This is a genomic window from Pseudomonas sp. LBUM1658 (assembly GCF_059716055.1).
This window is the reverse complement of the sequence record NZ_CP166798.1, coordinates 4,376,219-4,400,648: the sequence shown is the minus strand read 5'-3', so window position 1 is coordinate 4,400,648 and position 24,430 is coordinate 4,376,219. Positions and strand designations below refer to the sequence as shown.

The window sequence follows — 24,430 nt, the reverse complement described above, 5'->3', positions numbered from 1 at the left end:
ACGGACCCTTCGCCTTTTTTAAAGCGTCAAGCGCCGACTACGATCGGCCTTGCCAGAGGCGGGACGGTGGCGCTGGTGGGCGCGATACCGGCTTCGAACTCTGGACGGAAATATTTGATTGCGCTGCCCAATGGCTCCACGGCGCCCGGTGCGTGAGCACAGAAGGTCTTGCCCGGGCCGAGGAAACCGACCAGACCCAGCAGGGTCTCGATATCGCCGGCTTGCCCTTCGCCATGCTCGAGCGCCATCAAGAGCTTGACGCTCCACGGCAGACCATCACGGCACGGAGTGCAGAAACCACAGGATTCGCGGGAGAAGAACTCTTCCATGTTGCGCAGCAGGGAGACCATGTTGACGCTGTCGTCCACGGCCATCGCCAGGCCGGTACCCATACGGGTGCCGACCTTGGCGATGCCGCCGGCATACATTTGTGCGTCCAGGTGCTCGGGCAGCAGGAAGCCGGTCCCGGCGCCGCCTGGCTGCCAGCACTTGAGCTTGAAGCCGTCGCGCATGCCGCCGGCGTAGTCTTCGAACAACTCGCGACCGGTGATGCCGAACGGCAGTTCCCAGAGGCCAGGGTTCTTCACTTTGCCGGAGAAGCCCATCAGCTTGGTGCCGTGGTCTTCGCTGCCTTCGCGAGCGAGGGATTTGTACCAGTCAACGCCGTCGCCGATGATCGCCGGCACGTTGCACAGGGTCTCGACGTTGTTCACGCAGGTCGGCTTGCCCCAAACGCCAACGGCGGCCGGGAAGGGCGGTTTGGAGCGCGGGTTGGCGCGACGGCCTTCGAGGGAGTTGATCAGTGCGGTTTCTTCACCGCAGATGTAACGCCCGGCGCCGGTGTGGACGATCAGTTCGAAATCGAAACCGCTGCCCAGGATGTTCTTGCCCAGCAGGCCCGCGGCCTTGGCTTCTTCCACTGCACGGTTCAGGTGCTTGGCGGCGGTGGTGTATTCGCCACGCAGGAAGATGTAGCCACGGTAGGTTTTCAGCGCGCGAGCACTGATCAGCATGCCTTCGATCAGCAGATGGGGCAGTTGCTCCATCAGCATGCGGTCTTTCCAGGTGTTGGGCTCCATTTCATCCGCGTTGCACAGCAGGTAGCGGATGTTGATGGATTCGTCCTTGGGCATCAGGCCCCACTTCACTCCCGTGGGGAAGCCTGCGCCGCCGCGACCCTTGAGGCCGGCGTCCTTGACGGTCTGGACGATGTCGTCCTGAGACATATCGGCGAATGCCTTGCGCGCAGCGGCGTAGCCATTCTTGGCCTGATACTCGTCGAGCCAGACGGCTTCGCCGTCGTCACGCAGACGCCAGGTCAGCGGATGGGTTTCTGCGTTGCGCGCGATGCGGTTGGCAGGGCCGAATGAAGTCAGGGTCATACGTAGCCCTCCAACAGTTTGGCAACGCCAGCGGGCTGTACGTCACCGAAAGTGTCGTCGTCGATCATCAACGCCGGCGCCTTGTCGCAGTTGCCGAGGCAGCAGACCGGCAGCAGCGTGAATCGACCGTCGGCAGTGGTTTGACCCAGGCCGATGCCGAGGTTGTCCTGCAGCTCGCTGACCACCGACTCGTGGCCGCCGATGTAGCAGACCATGCTGTCGCAGACGCGAATGATGTGACGGCCGACCGGTTGACGGAAGATCTGGCTGTAGAAAGTCGCTACGCCCTCGACGTCGCTGGCCGGAATGCCGAGGATCTCGCCGATGGCGTAGAGCGCGCCATCCGGCACCCAGCCACGTTCCTTCTGGACGATCTTCAGGGCTTCGATCGACGCCGCGCGCGGGTCTTCGTAGTGATGCAGCTCGTGCTCGATGGCCGAGCGCTCGGTTTCGCTCAAGGCGAAACGGTCTGTCTGGATAAGCGTGTTATTCATGCTTAGCGGTCCACGTCGGCCATAACGAAATCGATACTACCCAGGTACGCAATCAAGTCCGCGACCATGCTGCCTTTGATCACCGAAGGGATCTGCTGCAGGTGCGGGAAGCTTGGCGTACGAATCCGGGTGCGGTAGCTCATGGTGCCGCCATCGCTCGTCAGGTAATAACTGTTGATACCCTTGGTCGCTTCGATCATCTGGAAGGATTCGTTGGCCGGCATGACCGGGCCCCACGAAACTTGCAGGAAGTGCGTGATCAGGGTTTCGATGTGCTGAAGCGTGCGCTCTTTTGGTGGCGGAGTAGTCAGCGGGTGATCCGCCTTGTACGCGCCTGCCGGCATGTTGCGCATGCACTGGTCGATGATCTTGATGCTCTGGCGCATTTCTTCGACGCGAACCATGCAGCGATCGTAGGCGTCGCCATTGACCGCCAGCGGTACTTCGAACTCGAAGTTCTCGTAGCCCGAATAGGGGCGAGCCTTGCGCAGGTCGAAATCACAACCGGTGGAACGCAGGCCGGCTCCGGTGACGCCCCATTCCAGGGCCTCTTTGGTGTTGTAGGCGGCGACGCCGACGGTACGACCCTTGAGGATGCTGTTCTGCAGGGCAGCCTTGGTGTATTCGTCGAGGCGCTTGGGCAGCCATTCGACGAAGTCCTTGACCAGTTTGTCCCAACCGCGCGGCAGGTCGTGAGCGACGCCACCGATGCGATACCAGGCCGGGTGCAGGCGGAAACCGGTGATGGCTTCGATCACCGTGTATGCCTTCTGGCGGTCGGTGAAGGTGAAGAACACCGGGGTCATGGCGCCGACGTCCTGGATATAGGTACCCAGGAACAGCAGGTGGCTGGTGATCCGGAAGAACTCGGCCATCATGATGCGGATGGTGTCGACCTTGTCCGGAACCTTGATGCCAGCCAGCTTCTCGACCGCAAGCACGTACGGCAGGTTGTTCATCACCCCACCGAGGTAGTCGATCCGGTCGGTGTACGGGATGAAACTGTGCCAGGACTGGCGCTCGGCCATCTTCTCGGCACCACGGTGGTGGTAACCGACGTCAGGCACGCAGTCGACGATCTCTTCACCGTCCAGTTGCAGAATGATGCGGAACGCACCGTGAGCCGAAGGGTGGTTCGGGCCAAGGTTGAGGAACATGTAGTCCTCGTTGGCACCGGAGCGCTTCATGCCCCAGTCTTCCGGTTTGAAACGCGCTGACTCTTCTTCCAGCTGTTGCTTGGCCAGGGTCAGGCTGAACGGGTCGAACTCGGTGGCACGGGCCGGGAAGTCCTTGCGCAGCGGGTGACCTTCCCAGGTCGGCGGCATCATGATCCGGGTCAGGTGCGGGTGGCCGGCAAAGTCGATGCCGTACATGTCCCACACTTCACGCTCGTACCAGTTGGCGTTCGGCCAGATTCCGGTCACGGTCGGCACGCTGAGGTCGCTCTCGGACAAGGCGACCTTGATCATTACGTCACTATTACGTTCGATCGACATCAAGTGATAGAACACAGTGAAGTCGGCGCCACTCGGCAGCCCGTTGCGCTTGGTGCGCAGACGCTCGTCCACGCCATGCAGGTCATAGAGCATGACGTACGGCTTGGGCAGTTTGCGCAGGAAGGTCAGTACTTCGACGAGTTTGGCACGGGTAACCCAAAGCACCGGCATGCCGGTGCGGGTGGCCTGGGCGGAAAACGCCTCAGGGCCAAAACGGTTGTTCAGTTCGACGACCACATCTTGGTCGTCTGCCTTATAAGGCGGGATGTACAGAGCACTGCCTGTAGTCATGGTTTTTTATCGCTTTCGGTCAACGTAAAGAATGAAGCCAGTTTCTCGTTCTTTGTAAGAGCAGAGCTGGATCAGACTTCGTCGGGGCTGCGCAGGTTGGTTACCTGAATACGCTGTTCGCGGCGCTGTTCCTTTTGCGACGGCATCTCGGCGCGGTATACGCCTTGATCGCCAACGACCCAGGAAAGTGGGCGACGCTCCTGGCCAATCGACTCCTGCAACAGCATCAAGCCTTGCAGGAATGCCTCAGGGCGGGGCGGGCAGCCAGGCACGTAGACGTCCACGGGCAGGAACTTGTCCACCCCTTGAACGACGGAGTAGATGTCGTACATGCCACCGGAGTTGGCGCACGAACCCATGGAGATAACCCACTTCGGTTCGAGCATTTGCTCGTAGAGACGCTGAATGATCGGCGCCATCTTGATGAAGCAGGTTCCGGCAATAACCATGAAATCCGCCTGACGCGGTGATGCCCGGATAACCTCGGCGCCAAAGCGCGCGATGTCGTGGGGCGCCGTGAAGGCGGTAGTCATTTCCACGTAGCAGCACGAAAGGCCGAAGTTGTACGGCCACAGGGAGTTTTTACGTCCCCAGTTGACCGTGCTGTTCAGCACGTCTTCGAGCTTGCCCATGAAAATGTTTTTGTGGACTTGATCTTCTAACGGATCGGAAACGGTTTCCCGTTCGCCGATCGGGTACTGCTCGTTAGGAGCATCCGGGTCGATCCTGGTGAGATTGTATTGCATCGCCAAAGCCTCATTGTTTCAGCTTCGCTTGCCGCTTACGACGACCTTCCGGAGCCCAATCAAGTGCCCCCACTCGCCAAAGGTAGACAAGACCTGCCAACAGAATTGCTATGAAAACGAGAGCTTCGACAAATCCGGTCCAGCCGCTTTCGCGGACGGACACAGACCAGGCAAAGAGAAAAAGGGCTTCGATATCGAAGATCACGAAGAGCATCGCGACCAGATAGAATTTGGCTGAGAGCCGCAAGCGGGCGCCACCGGTAGGTAGCATGCCGGACTCGAACGGTTCGTTTTTGCTGCGGCCCCAGGCTTTGGAGCCGAGCAGGCTGGAGACGCCGAGCATGAAGGCACAAAGGCCGCCGACACCCAGAAGGAAAATGGCAAAGCCCCAGTTGTGGGCCATGAGTCCTGTCGCTTCGGGCATGCTGGTAATCCTTAACAGAGAGCAAGGGTCTCTGAGCTTGAAAAGAAATAAAGCAGTGACGATATGTCGCAGCGCAATCAATCCCGCTGATTTTATGGCTAAACACCGTGCAAGTAAATTTTCTAAAGCGAAATTATTTAGCGGAATAAGGACATTGCGTGCCTCCGAACCCACGCAGCCCATACGTTGCGGGCATTAGACGGGGTTTTGTTAATTATGTTTTGTGAGTGATGTAACGAACTGCCAGCGTGTAAATGATAATCAATATTGTTTGTCGCGGTTTTTAAACTGTTATTCGCAATGGTGGCCAGGAAGTTGCCGTTACATACCCTTTATCGCAAGTTCTGAGCGTAGCCTTTTTAACCTTTTTTTTCGGAGCAGATACTGCGTTTGGTCAATTTTTTTTGGCGCTGGGTGAGGGCTTGGTAAGGGCGCGGGCGCTTGTGTGTGGGGTAAGCCTGATACAAGTCTTGGGTGGGGGGAAGTCGACTTTGGATGCAGTGTTCTAGTCCGAAAGTCACCCCTCACCGCACCTCTCTCGGAACGCCGGACCGCCCCAGAGGGGCAAGGAGTGGTTCTTGCGCCCGAAGCGATCCTCTGTAGGAGCGAGCTTGCTCGCGATAGACGTCAACGATAACGCGTGTTGTCTGAATGAACGTGTCGCCCTTGAGTCCATCGCGAGCAAGCTCGCTCCTACAGAATCCGGGGAATCGCAGACAAAAAAAACGCCCCGAACCAGTCGGGGCGTTAGATAGGCGGCATTGCAGTTAGCTTTCTACTCGGTCTGCAATGGCCGTTTGCTCAAGAAGCGAAGTCGATCAGTGGAACTGTTCTTCTTCGGTGGAGCCGGTCAGCGCGGTAACCGAAGACGAGCCACCTTGAATCACGGTGGTCATGTCGTCGAAGTAGCCGGTGCCCACTTCCTGCTGGTGAGCCACGAAGGTGTAACCCTTGGCAGCGTCAGCGAACTCTTGCTCTTGCAGCTTCACGTAGGCAGTCATGTCGTTGCGGGCGTAGTCGTGCGCCAGGTTGAACATGCTGTGCCACATATTGTGAATGCCAGCCAGGGTGATGAACTGGTGCTTGTAGCCCATGGCGGACAGCTCGCGCTGGAACTTGGCGATGGTCGCGTCGTCCAGGTTTTTCTTCCAGTTGAAGGAAGGCGAGCAGTTGTACGACAGCAGTTGGTCCGGGTATTCCTTTTTGATCGCTTCAGCGAAGCGACGAGCCTCGTCCAGGTCCGGCTTGGCAGTTTCGCACCAGATCAGGTCGGCGTACGGAGCGTAAGCCAGGCCGCGGGAGATCGCCTGATCGAGACCGGCGCGCACTTTGTAGAAACCTTCCTGGGTACGTTCGCCAGTCACGAACTCTTTGTCGTACGGGTCGCAATCGGAAGTCAGCAGGTCAGCTGCGTTGGCGTCGGTACGGGCCAGGATGATGGTCGGTGTACCGGCAACGTCAGCCGCCAGACGGGCAGCGGTCAGCTTCTGTACAGCTTCCTGGGTAGGAACCAGTACCTTGCCGCCCATGTGGCCGCATTTCTTCACGGAAGCCAGTTGGTCTTCGAAGTGAACGCCGGCGGCGCCTGCTTCGATCATGCTCTTCATCAGCTCGTAGGCGTTCAGTACGCCGCCGAAACCGGCTTCGGCGTCAGCCACGATTGGTGCGAAGTAGTCGATGTAACCTTCGTCGCCCGGGTTCTTGCCGGCTTTCCACTGGATCTGGTCAGCACGACGGAACGAGTTATTGATGCGCTTGACCACGGTTGGAACCGAATCCACCGGGTACAGCGACTGGTCCGGGTACATCGATTCTGCAGAGTTGTTGTCTGCAGCAACTTGCCAGCCCGACAGGTAGATGGCCTGGATGCCGGCTTTGACTTGTTGTACAGCCTGGCCGCCGGTCAGGGCGCCCATGCAGTTGACGAAATCTTTCTCGGGACGGAAGGACGGTTTGGCGCCTTGGGTGACCAGGTTCCAGAGTTTCTCGGCGCCCATACGTGCCAGGGTGTGCTCAGGTTGAACCGAGCCACGCAGGCGGACGACGTCAGCAGCGGAGTAAGCGCGTGTCACGCCTTTCCAGCGTGGGTTTTCAGCCCAATCTTTTTCGAGGGCTGCAATTTGCTGTTCGCGTGTCAGTGCCATGGAGATAAACCTCGTCGCGTCTTTTATAAAAAGTCGTTCTTGGGTGGAAAATTCTTGCTGCCAGATACGCATGTTTGGAAGGTTGCGTAAAGGGCTGCTCGCTGACCAGAAGCTTAGGTCAAGTCAGGCTTGGCGGGGAATGCGACGGGAGAACGATGGGCTCGAGAATGGAAGTGAGCAGGTAAGGGCAAGCTGCCGTGCACATTCGGGCGTCGTGGGCCTTTATGTGATCAAACAGTGTGTAGCCGAACTACCTAATTACGCTTCCGTCCCTCGGGACAACTTCGTTCCAGTCGCAACCTCGTCAAACTGCCTTGTGGGCGGTACAGACACGAATCGGCTCAGGTGGGTAAGTCAGAGCGGCGATCCGAAGGCCCTTGCCAGGGCCCCTGATTAGCGGGAGCGGGGCCATCATGCCCTTGGTTTTCTGACCCGTCAAATGTTTTGTAGTGCTTTTTTTTAGCCACTACATCTTTGGTCTAATACGACTAATCAGTCAGTTTTTGGTGCTTTGGTCCAGAGTTTCCACTTTCACGCGCAAGGTCATGTCGTCTCGGCCCTGTGTCCCATAGCTGCGGGCTAGACCCTTTTGGTCGGCCTGAGTCTGGCGATTGACCCCGGCCAGGGTGATCCATTCGCCAAGCCTGCCGCTGACCGTGCTGTCAGTGCTTTGCACGTTCACTACATCGGGACGTTCCTGGCTCATTCGGTCACGATTGGTACTGATGCTGAGATGAACGATGTCGCCGGTGACGCTGGCGGTGACGTAGAACCCCTGGGTAACGTTGCGGTACTGGGTCTGGTTTTGCAGACGGCCGTAGGGGTCGGTCTCGGTGCTGGTCAATGGCACGCTCTGGCCAACCTGGATCAGTGCCGGAGCACCTTCGCTGGCCTGAATCTGCTGAATGCCACCGTCACGGCTGGCGGTGCTGCGGCTGATGATGCGGGTGTTGGCGCCGCCATTCACCGAGTAACCCTGTTGGTCCTGGGTGTTGTTTTCATTGGTGTCGACGGTGATCAGCAGGCGTCTGGGTGCGGTGTCCAATTGCTCGAGAAAGGCCCGCAGCTCGGTGATTTTCTCGGGTTCGGCGTTGACGATCAGTTGATTGCCGTAGGCGCTGACCTTGCCGTCGTTGCCGAGGAAGTTCTGCGCTACCGGCAGCAGGTCGGCGCTGGTGCGGTAGTTGAGCGGCACGATCTCGGTGGCGGCGACCACCGAGAAGCTACAGGTCAGCAGCAGCGTGGTGAGGAGGGTGCGTAGGGACATGTCCGTTTATCTCCGCAATTAAACGTAGGAGCTGCCGCAGGCTGCGATCTTTTGATTTTGCCTGCAACCCTTCGCACCATAGCAAAACGCCCCGCCATTGGGGATGGCAGGGCGTTTTGTGGTGTTCTCTGTGGCGAGGGAGCTTGCTCCCGCTGGGTCGCGATATAGGTCCTAAAATCAGTCAGCGCGGTTTATCAGATAAACCGCATTCACCGATTTCACGACTGCTTCGCAGCCGAACGGGGGCAAGCCCCCTCACCACAAGGTCTTCAGTCGATCCCGCGCACCATATCCACATGGGGAATCCCTGCTTCGAGGAATTCGCCGCTGACGATGGTAAAGCCCATGCGCTCGTAGAAAGTCGTCGCCTGGACCTGCGCGCTGAGACTCAGATGCTTCAGCTCGCGCTTCTCGGCTTCGCCGATCACGGCCTGCATCAGTGCAACACCGACCTTCAGCCCGCGCCAGTCTCTGAGGACCGATACCCGACCGATATGGCCGTCGGGCAGCAGGCGGGCGGTACCAATCGGGAAGTCACCTTCGTAGGCCAGAAAGTGCACGGCGCTGACGTCGTCGGCATCCCATTCAAGCTCTGGCGGAACGGACTGCTCGGCGACGAACACCGCTTCACGAATGCGCCGGATCTCGGCGTTATCCTTTTGCCAGTCTGCGACACGTACGTGAATCTTACTCATCGGCAAACCCCAGGCTTCCTTGCTTGACCAGTTCACAGAGCAGGTTGCGCCCATCTTCATCCGCCAGCCATGGGCCGAGGTTGTCTGTGTGCAGCGCATCCGCGGCGCAGACCATCTTCAACAGCTCACGCAGCTTGCCCGGCAGCAGGCGGCTCTGGCCGCTGGCGAACAGCAGCAGGTCGTCATCGACTTCCGACCAGGCCAGACGGGCGCTCGGGTTGCGAATCAGCACGGCGCCTTGCTCAAGGCTGCTTAGCAGATCTTCTTCTTCCAGTTCCGGGCCGACCACCAGTTCCGGGTAGCGTGGCTCGGTCATGAACTGGCCGAACCAGGTCAACAGCAGGCGCTCGTCGCTCATGTGCTCGGCCAGCAGGCCTTTTAAACGGTCGAGTGCGTCGTGCTGGATCTGGTGCGGATCACTGACAGGCGTAGCGTCGGCATCGGTGTAGCGCTCTTCGTCCGGCAGGAACTGGGCGAGGAAGTCGGTGAAGTGGGTCAGCACTTCGGCGGCGCTCGGAGCGCGGAAGCCTACCGAGTAGGTCATGCAGTCGTCGATCGCGACACCGCAGTGGGCCAGGCGTGGCGGCAGGTAGAGCATGTCGCCCGGTTCCAGCACCCATTCGGCGGTTTCTTCGAAGTCGGCGAGGATGCGCAGGTCGGCATGTGGCAGCAGCGGACTCTCGGAGTCGCACATCTGGCCGATTTTCCAGTTGCGCTTGCCGTGGCCTTGCAGCAGGAACACGTCGTAGTTATCGAAGTGCGGACCGACGCTGCCACCTGGCGCGGCGAAGCTGATCATCACGTCGTCGATGCGCCAGCTCGGCAGGAAGCGGAAGTGCTCCAGCAGTTCGCCGACTTCCGGCACGAACTGGTCGACCGCTTGTACCAGCAGGGTCCACTCGCGCTCCGGCAGCTTGCTGAATTCGTCTTCGGCGAACGGGCCGCGACGTAATTCCCATGGGCGCTCGCCGTGCTCGATGACCAGGCGCGATTCGACTTCTTCTTCGAGGGCCAGGCCGGCCAATTCGTCGGCGTCGATCGGGCTTTCGAAGTCAGGAATCGCCTGGCGGATCAGCAGCGGTTTTTTCTGCCAGTAGTCGCGCAGGAATTCCCGCGCAGTGATACCGCCCAGAAGTTGAAGAGGAATATCAGGATTCATGTGTAACCTATTGAAAAAAAGCACTTTTCAGACGGGAATAAAAACGCCCGGCGCGGCCGGGCGTCTAAATCTGTTGCGATCAGTCAGATGCGTTTGGCTTGCGCCACGGCGTTACCGATGTAATTGGCCGGGGTGAGCTTTTTCAGCTCGGCTTTTGCTTCGGCGGGCATTTCCAGACCGTCGATGAAAGTTTGCAGCGCTTCAGGGCTGATGCCCTTGCCGCGGGTCAACTCTTTGAGCTTTTCGTACGGGTTTTCGATGTTATACCGACGCATGACCGTCTGGATCGGTTCGGCCAGGACTTCCCAGCACGCATCCAGGTCCGCAGCAATCTTCTGAGCATTGAGCTCCAGCTTGCTGATTCCCTTGAGACTTGCTTCGTAAGCGATAACGCTGTGGGCGAAGCCGACACCGAGGTTGCGCAGAACGGTGGAGTCGGTCAGGTCACGCTGCCAGCGGGAGATCGGCAGCTTGCTCGCCAGATGCTGGAACAAGGCGTTGGCGATACCCAGGTTGCCTTCGGAGTTTTCGAAGTCGATCGGGTTGACCTTGTGCGGCATGGTCGAGGAACCGATTTCGCCAGCAATGGTGCGCTGTTTGAAATAGCCCAGGGAGATGTAGCCCCAGATATCGCGATCGAAGTCGATCAGGATAGTGTTGAAGCGAGCCATGGCATCGAACAGTTCGGCGATGTAGTCGTGGGGCTCGATTTGCGTGGTGTAGGGGTTGAAGCCCAGACCCAGCTCGTCTTCGATGAAGGCGCGAGCGTTCTCTTCCCAGTCGATTTCCGGGTAAGCCGAGATGTGTGCGTTGTAGTTGCCGACAGCGCCGTTGATCTTGCCCAGCAGTGGAACGGCAGCGACCTGGGCGATCTGGCGCTCAAGGCGGTAAACCACGTTGGCCAGCTCTTTGCCCAGGGTAGTCGGCGAAGCCGGTTGGCCGTGGGTGCGCGACAGCATCGGCACGTCGGCGAAACGCACGGCCAGTTCACGGATGGCCTCAGCGGTCTGGCGCATCAGCGGCAGCATCACATCATCACGGCCTTCGCGCAGCATCAGGGCGTGGGACAGGTTGTTGATGTCCTCGCTGGTGCAGGCAAAGTGGATGAATTCGCTGACCTTGGCCAGTTCCGGCAGCTTGGCCGCCTGCTCTTTGAGCAGATATTCGATGGCTTTGACGTCGTGGTTGGTGGTGCGCTCGATCTCTTTGACGCGCTCGGCGTGCTCCAGAGCGAAGTTTTCCGCCAGGGTGTTCAATACCGCGTTGGCTTCGGCGGAGAACGCCGGAACTTCGCTGATGGCCGGGTGTGCGGCCAGGCGCTGGAGCCAGCGCACTTCAACCAGGACGCGGGCACGGATCAGACCGTATTCGCTGAAAATCGGGCGCAGGGCCTGGGTTCTGCCGGCGTAGCGGCCGTCAACAGGGGAAACCGCAGTGAGCGAAGAAAGCTGCATGGGGTGCTCTCGGACAGTCGGGCAACGAAATGGGGCGCGTATCATACATGAAAAAAACCGCTGGTCCGTTGCCAACTGACCAGCGTCTTACGCGTACAGACTACAAAACGTTGTTGCGGGCGCGGTTCAGCTGCTGCGCATCAGCGGGTAAAGCTCTTTGAGCAGTTTGCGGCGGCTGACCACCAGCTGCCAGCGATGGCCGCCCAGCTGGCGCCACAGCCGCGCCGAGCGGATGCCGGCCAGCAGCAGTGCGCGGATCTTCGAGGCGTTGTTCGGCTGTTGCAGGTTGCGCATGTCGCCGTGCACCTGGATACGCTGGCGCAGGGTACTCAAGGTGTCCTGGTACAGCGCGCCACAGGCCGCCACCACGTTTTCGTGGGCCGGGCCGAAGTGTTCGACCTGGGACTGGATTTGCGGCAGGCGCTTGCCGATGGTTTCCAGCAGGTCGTCGCGCTTGGCCAGTTGTCGCTCCAGGCCGAGCATCGACAGCGCATAACGCAGCGGTTCGCGTTGCAGGGTGTTCGGGTCGCGTTCCAGGGCGCCGACCAACGCACGATAACCTTCGCGCAGATTGAGATCGTCGCCACCGTAGACTTCCAGGGTGTCCTTCGGGTCGCGGATCAGCAGGCTGCCCAGCATGCAACCGAGGCCGGCTTCGGTGACCTGGCCGGTCTTGGCGATCTTGTCGACCAGCACTGCGGCGAGAAACACGCCGCCCAGGGCGATCAGTTGCTCCTGAGTCGGGTTCATGGGCGCTGGTCCTTGCTGCTCCAGGGTTCGGCTATTTCAATGACGCCGCCGCCGAGGCAGATTTCACCGTCGTAGAACACCACCGACTGGCCTGGAGTGACTGCGCGCTGGGGGTCGTCGAAGATCGCACGATAACCGTTGGCGGTCTTTTCCAGGGTGCAGGGCTGGTCGCTCTGGCGATAGCGGACTTTCGCCGTGAGCCGGCGGGGTACGCTCAGGTCGACCGGGTTGACCCAGTAGATGTCCGAAGCGAGCAGGGCGCGGGAGAACAACCACGGGTGGTCATTGCCCTGGCCAACGATCAGTTCGTTGTGTTCCAGGTCCTTGATCAGCACGTACCACGGCTCTTCACCGGCGTCTTTCAGGCCGCCAATACCCAGACCCTGGCGTTGGCCGATGGTGTGGTACATCAGGCCGTGGTGCCGGCCGATCACTTCGCCTTCGGTGGTTTTGATCTCGCCCGGCTGGGCCGGCAGGTATTGTTTGAGAAAGTCGCTGAAGCGGCGCTCGCCGATAAAGCAGATCCCGGTGGAATCCTTTTTCTTCGCGGTGGCCAGCTGGTGTTTCTCGGCGATCGCGCGAACCGCGGGTTTTTCCAGCTCGCCGACCGGGAACAGGGTCTTGGCGATCTGCTCGCCGCCGACGGCGTGCAGGAAATAGCTCTGGTCCTTGTTCGGATCCAGGCCCTTGAGCAGTTCGGTGCGGCCATCAATGTCGCGGCGGCGCACGTAGTGGCCGGTGGCGATCAGGTCGGCACCGAGCACCATGGCGTAGTCGAGGAACGCCTTGAACTTGATTTCACGGTTGCAGAGGATGTCCGGGTTCGGCGTGCGTCCGGCCTTGTATTCGGCCAGGAAGTGCTCGAACACGTTGTCCCAGTACTCGGCGGCGAAGTTGGCGGTGTGCAGCTTGATGCCGATCTTGTCGCATACGGCCTGGGCGTCTGCCAAGTCATCCATGGCGGTGCAATATTCCGTTCCATCGTCTTCTTCCCAGTTCTTCATGAACAGGCCTTCCACCTCATAACCCTGCTCGATCAGCAGGAGAGCGGAAACGGAAGAGTCCACGCCGCCGGACATGCCGACAATGACGCGCTTCTTTTGTGTGTCAGAAGGGGCTGGATCACGCATAGGGATTCAATGAGTGTCTTGAAAAAGGACGCGATTCTAGCAGGCTGGAGCCTACAAGGCTAAAGAGAAGGGCGGATCAGCTCGAGACTGTGCATCTTGCCGCTCAGATAATCGTCGATGCACTGGATGATCAGCTCGCTGCGCCAGTTTGAGCGCTGCTCAAGCAGCTCCTCGCGAGTCAGCCAGCGCGGACCCAGGATGCCGTCGTCCAGCTGATAATCGGCGTGGTGCCGCAGGGGTCTACCGGCAAAGCATACACGCTGGTAGGTCACGCCATTGCTCGGAGCGGTATACAGGTAGATGCCGATCACGCCAGTCAGTTCGATGTCCCAGCCGGTTTCCTCAAGGGTTTCGCGGATGGCGGCGTCGATCAGGCTTTCGTCGGGATCCAGATGCCCGGCGGGCTGATTGAGTACCGCTCGTCCGCCGGCGAGTTCTTCGACCATCAGGAAACGGCCGTTATCTTCGACGATCGTCGCGACGGTGATGTGGGGTTGCCAATCCATGGGATCTCCTCGATGTCAGGGTTGCAGAAATTTTAATACGGGAACCGGCACCACAGTGGATTTGTGGTGTTGCTGAAAACAGAAACCCCGACACAAAGCCGGGGTTTCTGGTGTTACAGCACGGTGCTATCAGGCAGCCAGGCTATCGGAAACCAGCGCAGCGATCGCCGCGTTGAAGGTTTCGCTTGGGCGCATGGCTTTGCTGATCAGCGCTGGCGTGGCGTGGTAGTAACCGCCGATCTCCAGTGGCTTGCCCTGAACGGCATTGAGCTCGGCGACGATGGTCGCTTCGTTCTCGGTCAGGGTTTTCGCCAGCTGGCCGAACTGAGCCTGCAGGGCGACATCTTCAGTCTGGGCGGCCAGGGCCTGGGCCCAGTACAGCGCCAGGTAGAAGTGGCTGCCGCGGTTGTCGATGTTGCCGACCTTGCGCGCCGGCGACTTGTTGTTGTCCAGGAACTGGCCAGTGGCCTGATCAAGGGTCTTGGCCAGTACCTGGGCCTTGGAGTTGGCGTAGGTGCTGCCAAGGTGCTCGAGGGAAGCTGCCAGGGCGAGGAACTCGCCCAGCGAGTCCCAGCGCAGGAAGTTTTCTTCGAGCAGTTGCTGGACGTGTTTCGGTGCCGAGCCGCCGGCGCCGGTTTCGAACAGACCGCCGCCGTTCATCAGCGGAACGATCGACAGCATCTTGGCGCTGGTGCCCAGTTCCATGATCGGGAACAGGTCGGTCAGGTAGTCGCGCAACACGTTGCCGGTGACCGAAATGGTGTCCTTGCCGTCGCGGATGCGCGTCAGCGTGAAGGCCATGGCGTCGACCGGCGACATGATGCGGATGTCCAGGCCCGAGGTATCGTGATCCTTCAGGTAGGCCTGAACTTTCTCGATCACTACGCCGTCATGGGCGCGCATCGGGTCCAGCCAGAAAATGGCCGGGGTGTTGCTGGCGCGAGCGCGGTTGACGGCCAGTTTGACCCAGTCCTGGATCGGCGCGTCCTTGGTCTGGCACATCCGGAAGATGTCGCCGGCTTCCACGGTCTGTTCCAGCAGCAGGCGGCCGGCGCTGTCGCTGATCCGCACGACACCATCGGTCTTGATCTGGAAGGTTTTGTCGTGGGAACCGTACTCTTCGGCTTTTTTCGCCATCAGGCCAACGTTTGGCACGCTGCCCATGGTGGTCGGATCGAAGGCGCCGTGTTGCTTGCAGTCTTCGATAACTGCCTGGTAGATGGTCGCGTAGCAGCGATCCGGGATTACGGCCTTGGTATCGTGCAATTGACCGTCGGTGCCCCACATCTTGCCGGAGTCACGGATCATTGCCGGCATCGAGGCGTCGACGATGACGTCGCTCGGCACGTGCAGGTTGGTGATGCCTTTGTCGGAGTTGACCATCGCCAGGGATGGGCGAGCGGCGTACACCGCCTGGATGTCGGCTTCGATCTGCGCCTGCTGCTGCGCCGGCAATGCCTTGATGCGAGCGTACAGGTCGCCGATGCCGTTGTTCAGGTTGAAGCCGATCTGGCGCAGCACGTCAGCGTGCTTGCTCAGTGCATCCTGGTAGAACTCGGCAACGATCTGGCCGAACATGATCGGGTCGGAGACCTTCATCATGGTCGCTTTGAGGTGAACCGACAGCAGCACGCCTTGCTGGCGCGCATCTTCGATTTGCGCTGCGATAAAGCTGCGCAGGGCTTTTTTGCTCATGACGGCGCAATCGATGATCTCGCCGGTTTGCACGGCGGTTTTTTCTTTCAGGACGGTGGTACTGCCATCCCGAGCGATCAGTTCGATTTTAACGCTGTCTTTGGCGTCGATCAGGGCGGCCTTTTCGCTGCCGTAGAAGTCGCCGCTGGTCATGTGCGCTACGTGGGACTTGGAGTCTGCGCTCCAGGCGCCCATTTTATGCGGATGCTTGCGGGCATAGTTCTTGACCGACAGCGGGGCGCGGCGGTCGGAGTTGCCTTCGCGCAGTACCGGATTTACCGCGCTGCCCTTGATTTTGTCGTAACGGGAGCGAATGTCTTTCTCGGTCTCGCTGATCGGCGCTTCCGGGTAGTCCGGCAGCTCGAAGCCCTTGGCCTGGAGCTCTTTGATCGCGTCCTTGAGCTGCGGCACCGATGCACTGATGTTGGGCAGCTTGATGATGTTGGCTTCCGGGGTGATGGCCAGGTCGCCCAGTTCGGCGAGGTGGTCCGGCACGTTGCCAGCGCTCAGCAGCTCCGAGAAGCTGGCAAGAATACGCCCTGCAAGAGAGATGTCGCGGGTTTCCACGGCGATATCAGCGGGGGCCGTGAAGGCTTCGATGATGGGCAGCAGCGAGTAGGTCGCGAGTGCGGGTGCTTCGTCGGTGAAGGTATAGATGATCTTCGAGCGGGTGGGCATATTCGGATTAACTCTCTTCTTTGCTAGGCGTGCTCGGAAACTCGGGGTGCGCGGGGTATGCGCTTTCGTTCAAAGTCATCCATGAGTCGAAAGTCGAGGTTTCTTCGCGGTGATGTTGGGTGCATCAGTCGAGCGTCAGATGGCTGGGTTGCGGTAACAACTCAGCCTTTTCAGGCTTGAAAGTCTCATTTCAGACAGATCGGCCCGCAGTGACTCGCTGGTCACCGGGCCATTATACATAGGTCTTTAGTATTAGGACGATGGTTGAAGTGCAACGAATTTCCTCCTTTGGTCTAAAGGACCGCGATCCGGGGGCGCCGTACACTGGTCGACCTAGTGCTGAGCTTTGGCGGTTTTCCCTTTGCTTTCAGGCTTGTAGCCAGCGAAGGGCGCAGGTTCGGCCCTAGATGCATGGAACATAAGGTTCCCGTCCAGATTCAACTGGGTTACGCTCCTGCGCAGCCAGATGTTCAATCCACACAACGGAGTTCAGCATGGGATACAAGAAGATTCAGGTTCCAGCCGTCGGCGACAAAATCACCGTCAATGCAGACCATTCTCTCAATGTTCCTAACAACCCGATCATCCCTTTTATCGAAGGTGATGGTATTGGCGTCGATATCAGCCCGGTCATGATCAAGGTTGTCGATGCTGCTGTTAAGAAAGCTTACGGCGGCGAGCGCAAAATCTCCTGGATGGAAGTCTATGCCGGCGAGAAGGCCACCCAGGTATACGACCAGGACACCTGGTTGCCTCAGGAAACCCTGGACGCGGTCAAAGACTACGTCGTTTCCATCAAAGGCCCGTTGACCACTCCGGTCGGCGGCGGCATCCGTTCCCTGAACGTTGCCCTGCGTCAGCAGTTGGACCTTTACGTTTGCCTGCGTCCAGTGCGCTGGTTCGAAGGCGTGCCTAGCCCGGTCAAGAAGCCAGGCGACGTCGACATGACCATCTTCCGTGAAAACTCGGAAGACATTTATGCCGGTATCGAGTGGAAAGCCGGTTCGCCGGAAGCGACCAAGGTCATCAAGTTCCTGAAAGACGAAATGGGTGTTACCAAAATCCGTTTCGACCAGAACTGCGGCATCGGCATCAAGCCGGTTTCCCTGGAAGGCACCAAGCGCCTGGCGCGCAAGGCTCTGCAGTACGTTGTCGACAATGACCGCGACTCGCTGACCATCGTGCACAAAGGCAACATCATGAAGTTCACCGAAGGTGCCTTCAAAGAGTGGGCCTACGAAGTGGCTGCCGAAGAGTTCGGCGCTACCTTGCTCGACGGCGGCCCGTGGATGCAGTTCAAGAACCCTAAAACCGGCAAGAACGTCATCGTCAAGGATGCCATCGCCGACGCCATGCTCCAGCAGATCCTGCTGCGCCCGGCTGAATACGATGTGATCGCGACCCTGAACCTCAATGGCGACTACCTCTCCGACGCCCTGGCGGCCGAAGTGGGCGGTATCGGTATCGCGCCAGGTGCCAACCTGTCCGACACCATCGCCATGTTCGAAGCCACCCACGGTACGGCTCCAAAGTACGCTGGCAAAGACCAGGTGAACCCGGGTTCGCTGATCCTGTCTGCTGAAATGATGCTGCGCCACATGGGCTGGACCGAAGCGGCCGACCTGATCATCAAGGGCACCAATGGCGCTATCTCGGCCAAGACCGTGACCTATGACTTCGAGCGTCTGATGGACGGCGCTAAATTGCTGTCTTCTTCCGCGTTCGGCGATGCCCTGATCTCTCACATGTGAGCTGATCCGCGCTAAGCAAAAAACCGGCCGCTCAGAATATTGAGTCGGCCGGTTTTTTTATGACTGGATGTTTGGTGGTGCTAGTTCTGCGTGGTTTCGTGTTGGCTGGGTGTGGGCAGTAGGGCTGACTGTGGGATGGCATTCTTGATTTCGACAGCATGCAAACCCTTTGGACCCTGGATGATGTCGAAGCTCACGGCCTGGCCTGCCTTCAGGGTTTTATAGCCGTCCATCTTGATCGCCGAGTAATGGGCAAACAGATCTTCGTCCTTGCCGTCCTCGTTGATGAATCCATACCCTTTGGCATTGTTGAACCACTTGACCTTGCCACTCGCCATGTTCATATCCCTCTGCAACAGACCCCATCACTGGAGTATCATCCAGTTCATCTGCACTCGAACCAGGAAATCTGGTTGACTGTGCGGACCTTTATTACCCACTGTGGGCTCTATTGGTTGTAACACCGATTTGCCGATAGTCAAGGTGACCGGGCGGTCAGAGTTGAAATCGTCCATAGCCGCCCCCACCACTGTATTTGCACAACTGACGAACCTTTCTTTCCATGCATGCAATCAGCCAGATTCGACTAACATTCAATCAGGATCGCCCGGATTTACACGACGACGATTCAGCTGGCTTGGCTGTACAGGAAGCTAAGCCGGCCTTACAGGCGCCACCGATGTACAAGGTGGTTTTGTTCAACGATGACTACACACCGATGGATTTCGTCGTCGAAGTGCTCGAAGTGTTTTTCAACCTGAATCGAGAGTTGGCGACCAAGGTAATGCTGGCCGTTCATACAGAAGGACGGGCAGTATGTGGAGTGTTTACCCGCGACATCGCCGAGACGAAGGCCATGCAGGTCAACCAGTACGCCAGGGAAAGCCAGCATCCGCTACTCTGTGAAATCGAGAAGGACGGTTAACGCCGACCACTTGGGTATGAGGTGAAGCTATGTTAAACCGCGAGCTCGAAGTCACCCTCAATCTCGCCTTCAAGGAGGCGCGCTCGAAACGGCATGAGTTCATGACCGTCGAGCACCTCCTGTTGGCTCTTTTGGATAATGAGGCAGCCGCCACCGTTTTGCGTGCCTGCGGCGCGAACCTCGAAAAACTCAAGCATGACCTGCAGGAGTTCATCGACTCCACCACGCCATTGATCCCTCTGCATGACGAGGATCGTGAAACCCAGCCAACCCTGGGCTTCCAGCGTGTACTGCAACGTGCTGTCTTTCACGTACAGAGCTCGGGCAAACGCGAGGTGACTGGCGCCAACGTGCTGGTCGCAATCTTTAGTGAGCAAGAGAGTCAGGCAGTGTTTCTGCTGAAACAGCAGAGCGTTGCGCGCATCGATGTCGTCAACTACATCGCCCATGGCATCTCGAAAGTGCCAGGGCATGGCGATCACTCTGAAGGTGAGCAAGATATGCAGGACGACGAGGGCGGTGAGTCTTCTTCTTCAGGCAATCCTCTGGATGCTTATGCCAGCAACCTCAACGAACTCGCACGCCAGGGTCGTATAGATCCGCTGGTCGGGCGGGAACTGGAGGTCGAACGGGTCGCGCAGATCCTGGCGCGCCGACGCAAGAACAATCCACTGCTGGTGGGTGAGGCGGGCGTGGGTAAAACCGCGATCGCCGAAGGTCTGGCCAAACGCATTGTCGACAATCAGGTACCTGATCTGTTGGCCAATAGCGTGGTCTACTCCCTCGATCTGGGGGCGTTGCTGGCCGGCACCAAATACCGCGGCGACTTCGAGAAACGCTTCAAGGCGTTGCTCAACGAGCTGAAAAAACGGCCGCAGGCGATCCTGTTCATCGATGAAATCCACACCATCATCGGTGCCGGTGCGGCTTCCGGTGGCGTCATGGATGCTTCGAACCTGCTCAAGCCGTTGCTGTCTTCGGGTGATATCCGTTGCATCGGCTCGACCACCTTCCAGGAATTCCGTGGAATCTTCGAGAAGGATCGGGCCCTGGCTCGACGCTTCCAGAAGGTCGATGTGTCCGAACCCTCGGTAGAAGACACCATCGGCATCCTCAGAGGCCTCAAGGGGCGCTTCGAGCTGCATCACGGTATCGAATACAGTGATGAGGCGTTGCGTGCCGCAGCTGAGCTGGCATCGCGCTACATCAACGATCGGCACATGCCGGACAAGGCCATCGACGTTATCGACGAGGCAGGGGCTTACCAGCGCCTGCAGCCAATCGAAAAACGCGTGAAACGCATCGAAGTGGCTCAAGTCGAGGACATCGTCGCGAAGATCGCGCGGATTCCGCCAAAACACGTCACCACCTCGGACAAAGAGCTGCTGCGTAACCTTGAGCGTGATCTGAAACTGACCGTGTTTGGCCAGGATGCAGCGATCGACTCCTTGTCGACGGCGATCAAGCTGTCTCGTGCCGGCCTCAAATCACCCGACAAGCCAGTGGGTTCGTTCCTTTTCGCGGGCCCTACGGGTGTCGGTAAGACCGAGGCCGCGCGGCAACTGGCCAAGGCGCTGGGGATCGAACTGGTTCGCTTCGACATGTCCGAGTACATGGAGCGGCACACCGTTTCCCGCTTGATTGGTGCACCTCCAGGCTACGTGGGCTTCGATCAGGGCGGTTTGCTGACCGAGGCGATCACCAAACAACCTCATTGCGTGCTGTTGCTCGATGAAATCGAGAAGGCGCATCCGGAAGTCTTCAACCTGCTGTTGCAGGTCATGGATCACGGTACGCTGACCGATAACAACGGGCGCAAGGCGGACTTCCGTAACGTTATCGTCATCATGACGACCAACGCCGGTGCCGAAACTGCAGCGCGGGCCTCGATCGGTTTCACGTATCAGGATCACTCGTCCGATGCGATGGAAGCGATCAAGAAGAGCTTCACGCCGGAATTCCGTAACCGTCTGGACACCATTATCCAGTTTGGTCGCCTCAGTCATGAGGTCATCAAAAGCGTGGTGGACAAGTTCCTTACCGAGCTTCAGGCGCAACTGGAAGACAAGCGTGTCCTGCTCGAAGTGACCGATGCGGCGCGCGGTTGGTTGGCGGAGGGTGGTTACGACGTGCAGATGGGTGCGCGACCAATGGCTCGTTTGATCCAGGACAAGATCAAGCGTCCGCTGGCCGAGGAGATTCTCTTTGGCGAACTGGCCGAACATGGCGGTGTGGTACACATCGACCTCAAGGACGGCGAGTTGACCTTCGAGTTCGAGACCACTGCCGAGATGGCCTGATAGTTGTTGCTGTAAAGCAAAAGGCGCCGAAAGGCGCCTTTTTGCTGCCTTGAAGAAGCACACCAATCCCCTACACAAGCAGATTCCGGCGGCCGTTAAATCCCGGACAAACAAAAACGCCCGGCAGAAGCCGGGCGTTTTGTATTGACTTGTTTATCGAGCGCGGTAAGTAATGCGCCCTTTGCTCAAGTCATAGGGCGTCAGCTCGACGCGCACTTTGTCACCGGTAAGAATACGAATGTAGTTCTTGCGCATCTTGCCGGAGATATGCGCGGTTACGACGTGCCCATTTTCCAACTCCACACGAAACATGGTGTTGGGCAGGGTGTCGACGACAGTGCCTTCCATTTCGAAGCTGTCTTCTTTCGACATGCAGTAAAGCCCTCGGTATCCAATGAATGGCCCGGTGCAACTGCGCCAGGCAAAAGCGGCGTGCATTGTGCCCGAAAAATAGGGTTTAAGCCAAGGGCTTCTAGCTCAAGGTGACCCATCGTTGGTTAATCAGTAGCTCAATGGGTCGATATTGGGTCTTGTAGCTCATCTTTTTGCAGTTTTTGATCCAGTAACCGAGGTAAACCGCGTCCAGATCCCGTCGCCGGGCTTCGCCAATCTGCCAGAGAATCGCAAAACGACCCAGGCTGCGGCGCTCTTCTTCCGGTTCGTAGAAGGTGTAGACCGCCGACAGGCCATTGGGCAGCAGGTCAGTGACAGCAACCGCCAGCAGGCGTCCCTCGAGACGAAACTCATAGAATCGGGAAAACGGCAGATCGCGGACCAGGAATGTCGAAAACTGATCGCGACTCGGTGGATACATATCGCCATCAGCGTGGCGCTGTTCGATGTAGCGTTGGTAAAGATCGAAATACTCTTCGCTGAAGCCGGGCCTCGCCGGATGCACCTGCAGATCGGCATTGCGCTTGAGAATGCGTTTCTGCTGGCGATTGGGTGAAAACTGCGCCACAGGAATGCGCGCCGGAACACAGGCATTGCAATTCTGGCAATGCGGCCGGTAAAGGTGGTCGCCGCTGCGGCGAAAGCCCATTTCCGACAGATCCGCGTAGACATGCACATCCATGGGCTGACTAGGGTCGAGGAACAGCGTGGTGGCCTGCTCTTCGGGCAGATAGCTGCAAGAGTGGGGCTGAGTGGCATAAAACTTCAGGCGCGCCAACTCGGTCATGATCAACCCTCGGGTATGCTTTGGATTAAGTGTAAGCCAGGCTGGGAAAAGTCGCCTAGGAAACCCAGGTGGCCGTGTTGGGTTGATCGAGATGCTGGCGCAAATAGCCGGCAAAACTGCTGCGCGGTATGGCGCGTGCACCGAGGCTGTGCAGATGATCGGTAGGCATCTGGCAATCGATCAGCACGAAGCCCCATTGCTTGAGGTGTCTGACCAGGGTCGCGAAACCGAACTTCGAGGCGTTGTCGGCACGACTGAACATCGACTCGCCGAAAAACAGTTGGCCCATCGCCAGGCCGTAGAGCCCGCCGACCAGTTCACCTTGATCCCAGACCTCGACCGAGTGCGCATGCCCGCGCCTATGCAGTTCCAGGTAGGCGTCCTGCATCGCTTCGGTGATCCAGGTGCCATCGGCATACTCGCGCGGAGCGGCACAGGCGCGGATCACCGAGGCGAAATCGCGGTCGAAGGTCACCTCATAACGTTGCTGGCGCAGCAGCTTGTTCAGGCTGCGCGAGACATGCAGTTCGTCTGGAAACAGCACGGTGCGCGGATCGGGCGACCACCAGAGAATCGGCTGGCCTTCCGAGAACCACGGAAAGCAGCCATGGCGATAGGCCTGGACCAGGCGGTCGGCGGACAGGTCGCCGCCGGCCGCCAGCAAGCCATTGGGGTCGCGCATGGCTTTTTCCAGCGGCGGAAAGGTCAGGGTGTTGCGTTGTAACCAAGTCAGCATGGCATCCGGGCTTGCAGAAGGGGAGGGCGATGACGGGCTGGGGGCCCGCCTTGAAGTGAGCCGTCAAACGGTGGGAATGTCGTCGAGGAATTTCTCGGCGTCCAGCGCCGCCATGCAGCCGGCCCCGGCGGACGTCACCGCCTGGCGGTAAACATGATCGGCAACGTCGCCGGCGGCGAACACGCCCTCGATTTCGGTGGCGGTGGCATCGCCTTCGCTACCACCCTTGACCAGCAGATAACCGTCACGCATGTTCAGTTGGCCTTCGAACAGGTCGGTGTTGGGCTTGTGGCCGATGGCGATGAACACGCCAGCCAGTGGCAACTCAATGGTTGCGCCAGTATGGCTGTCGCGAAGGCGGGCGCCGGTCACGCCGCTGGCATCGCCCAGAACTTCGTCCAGATTTTGATTCCAGTGCAGGCGGATATTGCCCGTGGCGGCTTTTTCGAACAGTTTGTCTTGAAGAATCTTCTCGGAACGCAGTTTGTCGCGTCGGTGAATCAGGTGGACTTCCTTGGCAATATTCGACAGGTACAGCGCTTCTTCAACCGCCGTGTTACCGCCGCCGACCACCGCGACCACCTGATTGCGGTAGAAGAAACCGTCGCAGGTAGCGCAGGCGGAAACCCCTTTGCCGGCAAATGCCTCTTCCGATGGCAGTCCGAGGTATTGCGCCGAGGCGCCGGTGGCAATAATCAGGGCGTCGCAGGTGTAGGTGCCGTTGTCGCCGGTGAGCTCGAACGGGCGCTGTTGCAACTTGGCGGTGTGGATGTGGTCGTAAACAATCTCTGTATCAAAGCGTTCGGCGTGTTTCTGCATGCGTTCCATCAGCACCGGGCCGGTCAGGCCTTCGACGTCGCCGGGCCAGTTGTCGACTTCGACAGTGGTGGTCAATTGGCCACCAGCCTGCAGGCCAGTAATGACGGTGGGTTTGAGGTTCGCGCGAGCGGCATAAACGGCGGCGCTGTAACCGGCAGGGCCGGAACCGAGGATAATCAGGCGTGAATGCTTCGCTTCGCTCATAAAAACACCTCATAAGCCTTTGTCACAAAAGAGAATGCATGCTCAAATTGAACCGCGCATAAAATGCTGTTGGCTATGCTACACCGAAGCCGCTGGCGTGGCATCGGGCGGACAAACCCGTACAATGCCGCTTTGTATCCACATGTTGGATAATATTGGTATTCAAAGATCGCAGCCTGCGGCAGCTCCTACGGGTTTTGGAAT

The 24,430-nt window shown here is 58.8% G+C and carries 22 protein-coding genes; 3 read left to right on the top strand and 19 right to left on the bottom strand.

All coding sequences use genetic code 11. The features are described from left to right. Window positions 1-26 precede the first annotated feature (26 nt). The 14 genes from nuoF to ACA064_RS20325 form a co-directional block, all read right to left on the bottom strand. A complete protein-coding gene (nuoF, locus tag ACA064_RS20390) occupies window positions 27-1,382 on the bottom strand; it encodes an NADH-quinone oxidoreductase subunit NuoF (RefSeq protein ID WP_497669733.1) in 1,356 nt (451 codons plus the stop codon). Beyond that, window positions 1,379-1,876: an NADH-quinone oxidoreductase subunit NuoE gene (nuoE, locus tag ACA064_RS20385; RefSeq protein WP_497669732.1), complete on the bottom strand. Its 498-nt coding sequence runs from the start codon at window positions 1,874-1,876 to the stop codon at window positions 1,379-1,381. The genes nuoF and nuoE overlap by 4 nt, the downstream gene beginning before the upstream one ends. Window positions 1,877-1,878: 2 nt before the next feature. Beyond that, the gene (nuoC, locus tag ACA064_RS20380; RefSeq protein ID WP_497669731.1) at window positions 1,879-3,663 is read right to left on the bottom strand and encodes an NADH-quinone oxidoreductase subunit C/D; all 1,785 of its coding nucleotides are present in this window, start codon (window positions 3,661-3,663) and stop codon (window positions 1,879-1,881) included. Window positions 3,664-3,734: 71 nt separating this feature from the next. Further along, window positions 3,735-4,409, bottom strand: a complete 675-nt coding sequence (locus tag ACA064_RS20375) for a NuoB/complex I 20 kDa subunit family protein (RefSeq protein ID WP_150643422.1) — start codon at window positions 4,407-4,409, stop codon at window positions 3,735-3,737. A gap of 10 nt (window positions 4,410-4,419) precedes the next feature. Continuing rightward, a complete protein-coding gene (locus ACA064_RS20370) occupies window positions 4,420-4,833 on the bottom strand; it encodes an NADH-quinone oxidoreductase subunit A (RefSeq protein WP_007929187.1) in 414 nt (137 codons plus the stop codon). Between the two features lie 818 nt (window positions 4,834-5,651). Further along, the gene (gene aceA / locus ACA064_RS20365; RefSeq protein WP_497669730.1) at window positions 5,652-6,977 is read right to left on the bottom strand and encodes an isocitrate lyase; all 1,326 of its coding nucleotides are present in this window, start codon (window positions 6,975-6,977) and stop codon (window positions 5,652-5,654) included. Window positions 6,978-7,473: 496 nt separating this feature from the next. Further along, complete coding sequence (locus ACA064_RS20360) at window positions 7,474-8,244, bottom strand: secretin N-terminal domain-containing protein (protein WP_497669729.1); 771 nt, start codon at window positions 8,242-8,244, stop codon at window positions 7,474-7,476. A 269-nt stretch (window positions 8,245-8,513) separates the two neighbouring features. Continuing rightward, complete coding sequence (locus ACA064_RS20355) at window positions 8,514-8,939, bottom strand: GNAT family N-acetyltransferase (RefSeq protein ID WP_497669728.1); 426 nt, start codon at window positions 8,937-8,939, stop codon at window positions 8,514-8,516. After that, a complete protein-coding gene (locus tag ACA064_RS20350) occupies window positions 8,932-10,098 on the bottom strand; it encodes a ribosomal protein uL16 3-hydroxylase (protein ID WP_497669727.1) in 1,167 nt (388 codons plus the stop codon). Before ACA064_RS20350 ends, ACA064_RS20355 begins: the two co-directional genes overlap by 8 nt. 83 nt (window positions 10,099-10,181) lie before the next feature. After that, window positions 10,182-11,552, bottom strand: a complete 1,371-nt coding sequence (purB, locus tag ACA064_RS20345) for an adenylosuccinate lyase (protein WP_497669726.1) — start codon at window positions 11,550-11,552, stop codon at window positions 10,182-10,184. A 126-nt stretch (window positions 11,553-11,678) separates the two neighbouring features. After that, a complete protein-coding gene (hflD, locus tag ACA064_RS20340) occupies window positions 11,679-12,302 on the bottom strand; it encodes a high frequency lysogenization protein HflD (RefSeq protein ID WP_150643428.1) in 624 nt (207 codons plus the stop codon). Further along, window positions 12,299-13,432 (bottom strand): tRNA 2-thiouridine(34) synthase MnmA, encoded by a 1,134-nt coding sequence (gene mnmA / locus ACA064_RS20335; RefSeq protein WP_497669725.1) that lies wholly within the window; start codon window positions 13,430-13,432, stop codon window positions 12,299-12,301. Before mnmA ends, hflD begins: the two co-directional genes overlap by 4 nt. 59 nt (window positions 13,433-13,491) lie before the next feature. After that, the gene (locus ACA064_RS20330) at window positions 13,492-13,938 is read right to left on the bottom strand and encodes an NUDIX hydrolase (protein ID WP_497669724.1); all 447 of its coding nucleotides are present in this window, start codon (window positions 13,936-13,938) and stop codon (window positions 13,492-13,494) included. A 129-nt stretch (window positions 13,939-14,067) separates the two neighbouring features. Continuing rightward, on the bottom strand, window positions 14,068-16,311 hold the full coding sequence (locus ACA064_RS20325) for an NADP-dependent isocitrate dehydrogenase (protein ID WP_497669723.1): 2,244 nt from the start codon (window positions 16,309-16,311) through the stop codon (window positions 14,068-14,070). 494 nt (window positions 16,312-16,805) lie between these two features. On the opposite strand from ACA064_RS20325, the gene icd reads away from it, so the two are divergent. Next, entirely contained in the window at window positions 16,806-18,062 is a 1,257-nt protein-coding gene (icd, locus tag ACA064_RS20320; protein WP_150643432.1) for an NADP-dependent isocitrate dehydrogenase, read from the top strand. An 80-nt stretch (window positions 18,063-18,142) separates the two neighbouring features. Here the strand turns inward: icd and cspD are convergent, their stop codons facing one another. Further along, on the bottom strand, window positions 18,143-18,400 hold the full coding sequence (cspD, locus tag ACA064_RS20315; protein ID WP_497674292.1) for a cold shock domain-containing protein CspD: 258 nt from the start codon (window positions 18,398-18,400) through the stop codon (window positions 18,143-18,145). Window positions 18,401-18,624: 224 nt separating this feature from the next. Between cspD and clpS the strand changes: the two genes are divergently transcribed. Then, entirely contained in the window at window positions 18,625-18,987 is a 363-nt protein-coding gene (gene clpS / locus ACA064_RS20310) for an ATP-dependent Clp protease adapter ClpS (protein ID WP_150806949.1), read from the top strand. Between the two features lie 29 nt (window positions 18,988-19,016). Beyond that, window positions 19,017-21,287 (top strand): ATP-dependent Clp protease ATP-binding subunit ClpA, encoded by a 2,271-nt coding sequence (gene clpA, locus ACA064_RS20305; RefSeq protein ID WP_497669722.1) that lies wholly within the window; start codon window positions 19,017-19,019, stop codon window positions 21,285-21,287. A 153-nt stretch (window positions 21,288-21,440) separates the two neighbouring features. Here the strand turns inward: clpA and infA are convergent, their stop codons facing one another. The 4 genes from infA to trxB form a co-directional block, all read right to left on the bottom strand. Then, window positions 21,441-21,659: a translation initiation factor IF-1 gene (infA, locus tag ACA064_RS20300; RefSeq protein WP_002553999.1), complete on the bottom strand. Its 219-nt coding sequence runs from the start codon at window positions 21,657-21,659 to the stop codon at window positions 21,441-21,443. Window positions 21,660-21,759: 100 nt separating this feature from the next. Continuing rightward, a complete protein-coding gene (locus ACA064_RS20295; protein ID WP_497669721.1) occupies window positions 21,760-22,467 on the bottom strand; it encodes an arginyltransferase in 708 nt (235 codons plus the stop codon). A 55-nt stretch (window positions 22,468-22,522) separates the two neighbouring features. Continuing rightward, window positions 22,523-23,203 (bottom strand): leucyl/phenylalanyl-tRNA--protein transferase, encoded by a 681-nt coding sequence (gene aat / locus ACA064_RS20290; RefSeq protein WP_497669720.1) that lies wholly within the window; start codon window positions 23,201-23,203, stop codon window positions 22,523-22,525. 63 nt (window positions 23,204-23,266) lie between these two features. Beyond that, entirely contained in the window at window positions 23,267-24,226 is a 960-nt protein-coding gene (gene trxB, locus ACA064_RS20285) for a thioredoxin-disulfide reductase (protein WP_497669719.1), read from the bottom strand. Window positions 24,227-24,430: the final 204 nt, after the last annotated feature.

Bases quoted from the DNA above. Each gene is read 5' to 3' on its own strand.
- nuoF (WP_497669733.1), bottom strand. From the start codon at position 1,382: ATGACCCTGACTTCATTCGGCCCTGCCAACCGCATCGCGCGCAACGCA.
- nuoE (WP_497669732.1), bottom strand. From the start codon at position 1,876: ATGAATAACACGCTTATCCAGACAGACCGTTTCGCCTTGAGCGAAACC.
- nuoC (WP_497669731.1), bottom strand. From the start codon at position 3,663: ATGACTACAGGCAGTGCTCTGTACATCCCGCCTTATAAGGCAGACGAC.
- ACA064_RS20375 (WP_150643422.1), bottom strand. From the start codon at position 4,409: ATGCAATACAATCTCACCAGGATCGACCCGGATGCTCCTAACGAGCAG.
- ACA064_RS20370 (WP_007929187.1), bottom strand. From the start codon at position 4,833: ATGCCCGAAGCGACAGGACTCATGGCCCACAACTGGGGCTTTGCCATT.
- aceA (WP_497669730.1), bottom strand. From the start codon at position 6,977: ATGGCACTGACACGCGAACAGCAAATTGCAGCCCTCGAAAAAGATTGG.
- ACA064_RS20360 (WP_497669729.1), bottom strand. From the start codon at position 8,244: ATGTCCCTACGCACCCTCCTCACCACGCTGCTGCTGACCTGTAGCTTC.
- ACA064_RS20355 (WP_497669728.1), bottom strand. From the start codon at position 8,939: ATGAGTAAGATTCACGTACGTGTCGCAGACTGGCAAAAGGATAACGCC.
- ACA064_RS20350 (WP_497669727.1), bottom strand. From the start codon at position 10,098: ATGAATCCTGATATTCCTCTTCAACTTCTGGGCGGTATCACTGCGCGG.
- purB (WP_497669726.1), bottom strand. From the start codon at position 11,552: ATGCAGCTTTCTTCGCTCACTGCGGTTTCCCCTGTTGACGGCCGCTAC.
- hflD (WP_150643428.1), bottom strand. From the start codon at position 12,302: ATGAACCCGACTCAGGAGCAACTGATCGCCCTGGGCGGCGTGTTTCTC.
- mnmA (WP_497669725.1), bottom strand. From the start codon at position 13,432: ATGCGTGATCCAGCCCCTTCTGACACACAAAAGAAGCGCGTCATTGTC.
- ACA064_RS20330 (WP_497669724.1), bottom strand. From the start codon at position 13,938: ATGGATTGGCAACCCCACATCACCGTCGCGACGATCGTCGAAGATAAC.
- ACA064_RS20325 (WP_497669723.1), bottom strand. From the start codon at position 16,311: ATGCCCACCCGCTCGAAGATCATCTATACCTTCACCGACGAAGCACCC.
- icd (WP_150643432.1), top strand. From the start codon at position 16,806: ATGGGATACAAGAAGATTCAGGTTCCAGCCGTCGGCGACAAAATCACC.
- cspD (WP_497674292.1), bottom strand. From the start codon at position 18,400: ATGGCGAGTGGCAAGGTCAAGTGGTTCAACAATGCCAAAGGGTATGGA.
- clpS (WP_150806949.1), top strand. From the start codon at position 18,625: ATGCATGCAATCAGCCAGATTCGACTAACATTCAATCAGGATCGCCCG.
- clpA (WP_497669722.1), top strand. From the start codon at position 19,017: ATGTTAAACCGCGAGCTCGAAGTCACCCTCAATCTCGCCTTCAAGGAG.
- infA (WP_002553999.1), bottom strand. From the start codon at position 21,659: ATGTCGAAAGAAGACAGCTTCGAAATGGAAGGCACTGTCGTCGACACC.
- ACA064_RS20295 (WP_497669721.1), bottom strand. From the start codon at position 22,467: ATGACCGAGTTGGCGCGCCTGAAGTTTTATGCCACTCAGCCCCACTCT.
- aat (WP_497669720.1), bottom strand. From the start codon at position 23,203: ATGCTGACTTGGTTACAACGCAACACCCTGACCTTTCCGCCGCTGGAA.
- trxB (WP_497669719.1), bottom strand. From the start codon at position 24,226: ATGAGCGAAGCGAAGCATTCACGCCTGATTATCCTCGGTTCCGGCCCT.